At 74.6% G+C, this 6,559-nt stretch carries 6 protein-coding genes and 1 pseudogene; all 7 read left to right on the top strand.

Annotation, left to right across the window (positions count from 1 at the left end; translation table 11 throughout):
* Nucleotides 1–110: pseudogene (locus ADK55_RS37520) on the top strand (cyclase); the annotation flags it as partial.
* A gap of 1 nt (nucleotide 111) precedes the next feature.
* The gene (locus ADK55_RS37515) at nucleotides 112–1,689 is read left to right on the top strand and encodes an FAD-dependent monooxygenase (RefSeq protein WP_063839481.1); all 1,578 of its coding nucleotides are present in this window, start codon (nucleotides 112–114) and stop codon (nucleotides 1,687–1,689) included.
* Between the two features lie 37 nt (nucleotides 1,690–1,726).
* Nucleotides 1,727–3,241 carry an FAD-dependent monooxygenase gene (locus ADK55_RS37510; RefSeq protein ID WP_053676856.1) on the top strand — a complete coding sequence of 505 codons (1,515 nt, stop codon included), beginning with the start codon at nucleotides 1,727–1,729 and terminating at the stop codon, nucleotides 3,239–3,241.
* A 186-nt stretch (nucleotides 3,242–3,427) separates the two neighbouring features.
* On the top strand, nucleotides 3,428–4,288 hold the full coding sequence (locus ADK55_RS08415) for an alpha/beta fold hydrolase (RefSeq protein WP_053676857.1): 861 nt from the start codon (nucleotides 3,428–3,430) through the stop codon (nucleotides 4,286–4,288).
* Between the two features lie 101 nt (nucleotides 4,289–4,389).
* Nucleotides 4,390–5,679, top strand: a complete 1,290-nt coding sequence (locus tag ADK55_RS08410) for an MFS transporter (RefSeq protein WP_053676855.1) — start codon at nucleotides 4,390–4,392, stop codon at nucleotides 5,677–5,679.
* A 42-nt stretch (nucleotides 5,680–5,721) separates the two neighbouring features.
* Nucleotides 5,722–6,081: a phosphopantetheine-binding protein gene (locus tag ADK55_RS08405; protein ID WP_053676854.1), complete on the top strand. Its 360-nt coding sequence runs from the start codon at nucleotides 5,722–5,724 to the stop codon at nucleotides 6,079–6,081.
* Between the two features lie 106 nt (nucleotides 6,082–6,187).
* Nucleotides 6,188–6,559: carboxyl transferase domain-containing protein (locus ADK55_RS08400; RefSeq protein WP_324611173.1), on the top strand; the 372-nt coding region annotated here is incomplete at its 3' end.

Here is a 6,559-nt window from a genome sequence, read left to right as displayed (position 1 = left end):
GACCCGACGCCACCGTCGCCGACGCCCGCGCCTACGTCCACACCGCCCTCTCCACCAACAGCCTCGCCACCCTCAACCACGCCAAGACCCACGCCGAGAACAAGAACTGACATGGCATCGGACCACCCGGACATCGCGCGGGGACCCCTGGACACCGACGTCCTGGTGGTCGGAGCCGGCCCCGCCGGACTGATGCTCGCCTGCGAGCTCGGACTCGGCGGGGTCGGGGTGCTCGTCCTCGACCAGCGCCCCGGCCCGACCACCGAATCCCGGGCGACCACCCTGCACGCCCGCACCATGGAGATCTTCGACAGCCGGGGCCTGTCGGCCGAGTTGGGCACCCCGCCGTGCGAGCCGCGCGGGCACTTCGGCGGCATCGGACTGGACCTCACCCTGCCCGGTTCCCACCCCGGCCAGTGGAAGGTGCCCCAGCGGCGTACGGAGGAACTCCTCCAGGACCGGGCCGTCGAGCTGGGCGCGGGCCTGCTCCGCCGCCACCAACTGGTCGCCCTGACCGTCGGACCGGACGGGGTGACGGCCGACGGCATCGGCCCGGACGGCCCGGTCCGCATCAACGCCCGGTACCTGGTCGGCTGCGACGGCGAGGACAGCACCGTACGGCGGCTCATCGGCGCCGACTTCCCCGGCCGCGACGCCGAACGCGAACTGCTGCGGGCCGACGTCGCCGGAGTCGAGACGCCCGACCGGCGCTTCCTGCGGCTGCCCGACGGACTGGCCATCTCCGCCACCCGCGACGGCGTCACCCGCGTGATGGTGCACGAGTTCGGCAAACGAGCCGTCCCGCGCTCCGGCGCCCCCGCGTTCGACGAGGTCGTCGACGCCTGGCAGCGGGTGACCGGCGAGGACATCGCCCACGGCAGCCCCCTGTGGGTCAACGCCTTCGGCGACGCCAACCGGCAGCTCGCCCGGTACCGGCACGGCCGGATCCTGTTCGCCGGCGACGCCGCGCACCAGCAGATGCCCAGCGGAGGACAAGCCCTCAACCTCGGCGTGCAGGACGCCTTCAACCTCGGCTGGAAACTCGCCGCCGAAGTGCGCGGCGACGCCCCCGACGGGCTCCTGGACAGCTACCACGCCGAACGCCACGCCGTCGGCGCCGCGGTCCTGGCCAACATCCGGGCCCAGACCCTGCTGCTGCTCGGCGGACCCGAGGTCGAACCGTCCCGCACCCTGCTCACCGAACTCATCGCGCTCGACGCGGTACGCACCGAACTGGCGGGCGCCGTCAGCGGCCTCGGCATCCGCTACCCCGTCACGGACGACGCCGACACCGGGCAGCCGGACGCGGACCACCCGCTCCTCGGCCGCCGACTGCCCCCCTCCGCGCTGGACGGACCGGCCGGCGACACCACCGCCGCACTGCTGCGCACCGGCCGCGGCCTGCTGCTCGACCTCGGGACGGGCGCCGACCCGACCACCTTCGCCCCCTGGGCGGACCGGGTCGACCACGTCACCGCCCGCCCGGCGACCGGCAGTCCGCTGACCCCCGGCGAGGCCCTCCTCGTACGGCCCGACGGACACGTCGTCTGGGCCGGCGACCCCGGCGCAGACCCGCGGGGCCCGCACACCGCGCTGCGCCGCTGGTTCGGCGCACCGGCCACCGCGCCCACCGGCACGGACGGCGCGCACCCCACCCACCGACACGCCGCGACCGCCGCCGCCCGCTGAGGCGGCGGCCGGCGCCGGCAACCAGGAAGGCACACTCATGGCCAAGGACGTCGACACCATCGACGCGGACGTCATCATCGTCGGCGCCGGCCCGGCGGGCCTGATGCTCGCCGGCGAGCTGCGCCTGGGCGGCGCGGACGTCATCGTCACCGAACGCCTGGAGCGACCCACCGGCCAGTCCCGCGGCCTGGGCTTCACCGCCCGCGCCCTGGAGTCCTTCGACCAGCGGGGCCTCGTACCCCGCTTCGGCGGGCTGGAGACCAGCCCGCTGGGCCACTTCGGCGGGGTGCGGTTCGACTTCACCGCGCTGGAGGACGCCCACTTCGGGGCCCGCGGCATCCCCCAGTCGCGCACCGAGACGGTCCTGGAGGACTGGGCCCGCGAGCTGGGGACCGACATCCGGCGCGGGTGGGAGTTCCTCGACCTGGAGCAGGACGCGGACGGGGTCACCGCCACCGTCGCCGGCCCCGACGGCGAACAGCGGCTGCGCGCCCGCTGGCTGGTCGGCGCCGACGGCGGACACAGCCTGGTCCGCAAGCTCGCCGGGTTCGCCTTCCCCGGCACCGACGCCACCCGGGGCATGTACCTCGCCGACGTGGTCGGCTGCTCGATCCCGCCCCGCTTCCTCGGCGAGCGCGTCCCCGCCGGCATGGTGATGGCCGCGCCGCTCGCCGAGGGCGTGGACCGCATCATCGTGTGCGAGCACGGCGCCCCGCCCGCCGACCGCAGCCAGACCCCCGACTTCGCGGAGGTCGCCGCGGCCTGGCAGCGGCTGACCGGCGAGGACATCTCCGGCGGCGGCGCCGACTGGGTCAGCTCCTTCACCGACGCCACCCGGCAGGCGAGCGAGTACCGGCGCGGGCGCGTGCTGCTGGTCGGTGACGCGGCCCACATCCACCTGCCCGCCGGCGGACAGGGCCTGAGCACCGGCGTCCAGGATGCCGTGAACCTCGGCTGGAAGCTCGCCGCGACCCTCGCCGGCTGGGCCCCCGCATCGCTGCTCGACACCTACCACGACGAGCGCCACGCCGTCGGGGCGCGGCTGCTGACCAACACCCTCGCCCAGGGAACCGTGTTCCTCGGCGGCGTCGAATCGGAGCCGCTGCGGGACCTGTTCACCGAACTGATCGCGCTGGACCCGGTCAAGCGCCACCTCGCCGGGATGGTCAGCCACCTCGACGTCCGCTACGACGTCGACGCGACCCCCGCCGCCGGCGAGGACGCCGCCGCGCCCGGGGACCGCCACCCGCTGCTCGGCCGCCGGCTCCCGCCGCGCGACCTGATCACGGCCGACGGCCCCGTGGGCACCGCCGAACTGCTGCACCCCGCCCGCGGCGTCCTCCTCGACCTGGCCGACGACCCCGAACTGCGCGAGGCCGCGGCCGGTTGGAAGGACCGGGTCACCACGACCACCGGCGTCCCCCGGGACCCGGCCGTCTTCGCCGGTGCCACGGCCGTCCTGGTCCGCCCCGACGGCTACGTCGCCTGGGCGGGCACCGACCCCGCCGAACTGGCCCCGGCCCTCCGGCAGTGGTTCGGCACCCCCGCCTGACCGCGCCCGGACCCCGGGGGCCGCAGCGGCCGGGCACCTCGGCCGTGCCCGGCCCCCGGGGCCGTCCCGCCCACCGTCCCAGGAAGAGACCATGAGTCGAAGAACCCACCGGCCCGCCCACGCCCGGGGGGCCCAGTGAACGCCCCCGTCCTGCTGCCCGTCGGGGCGGACGAGACCGCGCCCGGCATGTCGCCGGGTGTCCGGCCGATCACCCTGGAGGCAGGCGCCTTCACCCTGTCCGCGCTGATCGCCCAGCCCGTCGGCCCGCCCCGCGCGACCATCGTCGCGGTGCACGGCGGCGGCATGAGCGCCGGCTACTTCGACGGCCAGGCCCACCCGGACGTCTCCCTCCTCACCCTCGGAGCCCGGCTCGGCTACACCGTCGTCGCCGTGGACCGGCCCGGCTACGGCCTGTCCGCCGCGCACCTGCCGCGCGGCCAGAACCTGTCCGAACAGTCCGCAGCGCTGAGTACCGCGATCACCCACCTCGCCGACCGGTACCCGTCCGGCGCCGGGGTGTTCCTCGTCGCGCACTCCTTCGGCGGCAAGCTCGCCCTCACCTACGCCGCCGAACAGGCCGGTCCCGGAACCGCCGGGCCCGCCCTGCTGGGCCTGGACGTCTCCGGCTGCGGCCGCGACTACGCGGTCGACCCCGGAGACCTCCGCGACCCGCACCGGCACGGCCACTGGAAGCGGAACTGGGGCGCCCTGCGCTTCTACCCGCCGAACACCTTCCGGGACGCCGCCGCGCTCGTCGCCCCCATGCCGCTGCGCGAGCGCGCGGAGGCGGCACGTTGGCCCGAGAGCTTCACCGCTGCCGCCGCCCGGGTGCCCGTACCGGTCCGCCTCACCTTCGCCGAGCACGAACTGTGGTGGCGTAACGACGAGGAGGACCTCAACGAGATCGCCGAACTGTTCACCGCGGCCCCGTTCGTCACCATCGACCGGCAGCCCGACGCGGGACACAACCTCAGCCTCGGCTGGGTCGCCCGCTCCTACCACCTGCGCGCCCTGGCCTTCCTGGAGGAGTGCCTGGCCCGGGCCTGAGACACGCACACGGGACACGGCACAGGACATGGCAGGACACGGCGCACAGGACACGGCCCACGGCACAGGCAGACCACGAGAGGCGAGGCGTACCACCCCCCATGGACAAGACACGTTCCAAGCCCTTCCGCTCGCTCGCCGTACGCAACTTCCGGCTGTTCGCGGCCGGGCAGGTGGTGTCCGTGGCGGGGACCTGGATGATGGTCGTGTCCCAGGACTGGCTGGTCCTGGACCTGACCGGGGACTCCGCCACCGCCCTGGGCACCCTGACCGCGCTGCAGTTCACACCGATGCTGCTGCTCACCCTGTACGGCGGCCGGCTCGCCGACCGCCACGACAAGAGACTGCTGCTCACCCTCGCCAACCTGGCTTCCGGCGCCCTGGCCCTCGCCCTGGCCGTGCTGGTCCTTGCGGGCGACGTGCGGCCGTGGCACCTGTACCTGTTCGCGATCGGGCTCGGCACCGTCAACTCCTTCGAGGTGCCCGCCCGGATGGCGTTCGTCGCCGAGCTGGTCGGTCCCGACCTGCTGCCCAACGCCTCGGCGCTGAGCGCCGCCTACTTCAACACCGCGCGGGTGGTCGGCCCGGCCCTGGCCGGCCTGCTCATCTCGGCCGTCGGCACCGGGCCGGTGATGCTCCTCAACGCGGTCAGCTACCTCGCCACCGTGGCGGCCCTGCGGCTGATGCGGCCCGCGGAACTGCTGCGCCCCGAACCCTCGGGCCGCGGATCGGGCGTGACGGACGGGCTGCGGTACGTCCGCGCCCGGCCCGACCTGCTGGTCCCGTTGGCCCTGCTGGCGGTCGTCGGCCTGTTCGGCTTCAACTTCCAGCTCACCCTGCCGCTGCTCGCCAAGACCGTCTTCCACGCCGACGCGACCGCGTTCGGCCTGCTCACCACCGCCTTCGCGGCCGGCTCGCTGCTCGCCGCGTTCGCCACCACCGCACGCAGCGGGCGCCCGGCGGCCCGGACCGTCACCGGCTCGGCCCTGGCGTTCGGCGTGAGCGAGACGGCCGCCGGATGGGCCCCCGACTACGTCTCGGCGGCCGTCCTGCTCGCCCTGACCGGTTTCGCCACGATCTACTTCGCGCAGGCGGCCAACCACCGGATCCAGCTCGGCAGCGACCCCCGCTACCGGGGGCGGGTGATGGCCCTCTACACGCTGATCCTGCAAGGCCTCACCCCGCTGGGAGCCCTCCTCGTCGGCTGGCTGACCAGTCGCTACGGGGCGCGCTCGGGCCTGTGGGTCGGCGGATCCGTGTCGCTGCTCGCCGCCTTGGCGGCGCTGCCCGCGAGCCGGACCCGGCGCGGCTCCCGGACCGCCACGGACACCGGGTCGCAGTCCTGCGGACCCGCTCCCCTTCCCCCAACCCGGTCCGCCGGCCGCCCCTGACACACGGCGTACCCCGGCGCGCACCCGACGAAAGGCACCGACATGACCGACGACTCCGCGCACGGCTCGATCGGGCACCTCCCGGACCTGTCCGAACTGCGCGCCATGAGCCCGGACGTCCTCACCGCCACCCTCGCCCACTGCCTGCGCCTGCACCTGGACCAGCTGCTCCAGGTCCCGCCGGGCCACCGCACCAGCCCGCACCAGCCCCTGCGCACCCAGGGGCTGGACCTGCTCAACGCCCTGCACCTGGCCCGGGGGATCCGCCGGGACCTGGGCGCGGAGGTGGCCGCCCAGACGCTGTTGGACGGCACCCTCACCGAACTCGCCGAACTGCTGGCCCCGCGGCTGGCGATCACCGGGGCGCCGCCCGTCGACCGGCCCGAGACCGCCACCGTCTGAGGCCGCGGGCGGCAGGCACGTTCGTACCGCCGCCACCCGTACACCGCCCGCCGTACCGCCGTCATCCGTACCGCCCCGCACGCCGACACCGGACAGGAGACCCACCATGCCGCCCGCGATACCCGAGGCCCTCACCGCACGGCTCGATGAACTGGAGGCCCACAAGGAGGAGGCACGCAACGGCCCGGACCCCAAGGCCACCGAACGCCAGTACGCGAAGGGCAAGTTGACCGCGCACGAGCGGATCGCCCTGCTGCTCGACAAGGGCAGTTTCAGCGAGGTGGAGCCACTTCGCAGACACCGGGCCACCGGCTTCGGCCTGGAGGCGAGGAAACCGTACGGCGATGGTGTCATCACCGGGTGGGGCACGGTCGAGGGCCGTACGGTCTTCGTGTACGCGCACGATTTCCGGATCTTCGGTGGTGCGTTGGGCGAGGCGCACGCGACGAAGATCCACAAGATCATGGACATGGCCATC

Origin of the sequence: Streptomyces sp. WM4235, from assembly GCF_001279725.1 — a bacterium.
GTDB lineage: Bacteria > Actinomycetota > Actinomycetes > Streptomycetales > Streptomycetaceae > Streptomyces.
Note: the sequence above shows the minus strand (reverse complement) of the source record. Positions and strands in the feature narration are given on the sequence as shown.

Bases quoted from the DNA above. Each gene is read 5' to 3' on its own strand.
- ADK55_RS37515 (WP_063839481.1), top strand. From the start codon at position 112: ATGGCATCGGACCACCCGGACATCGCGCGGGGACCCCTGGACACCGAC.
- ADK55_RS37510 (WP_053676856.1), top strand. From the start codon at position 1,727: ATGGCCAAGGACGTCGACACCATCGACGCGGACGTCATCATCGTCGGC.
- ADK55_RS08415 (WP_053676857.1), top strand. From the start codon at position 3,428: ATGTCGCCGGGTGTCCGGCCGATCACCCTGGAGGCAGGCGCCTTCACC.
- ADK55_RS08410 (WP_053676855.1), top strand. From the start codon at position 4,390: ATGGACAAGACACGTTCCAAGCCCTTCCGCTCGCTCGCCGTACGCAAC.
- ADK55_RS08405 (WP_053676854.1), top strand. From the start codon at position 5,722: ATGACCGACGACTCCGCGCACGGCTCGATCGGGCACCTCCCGGACCTG.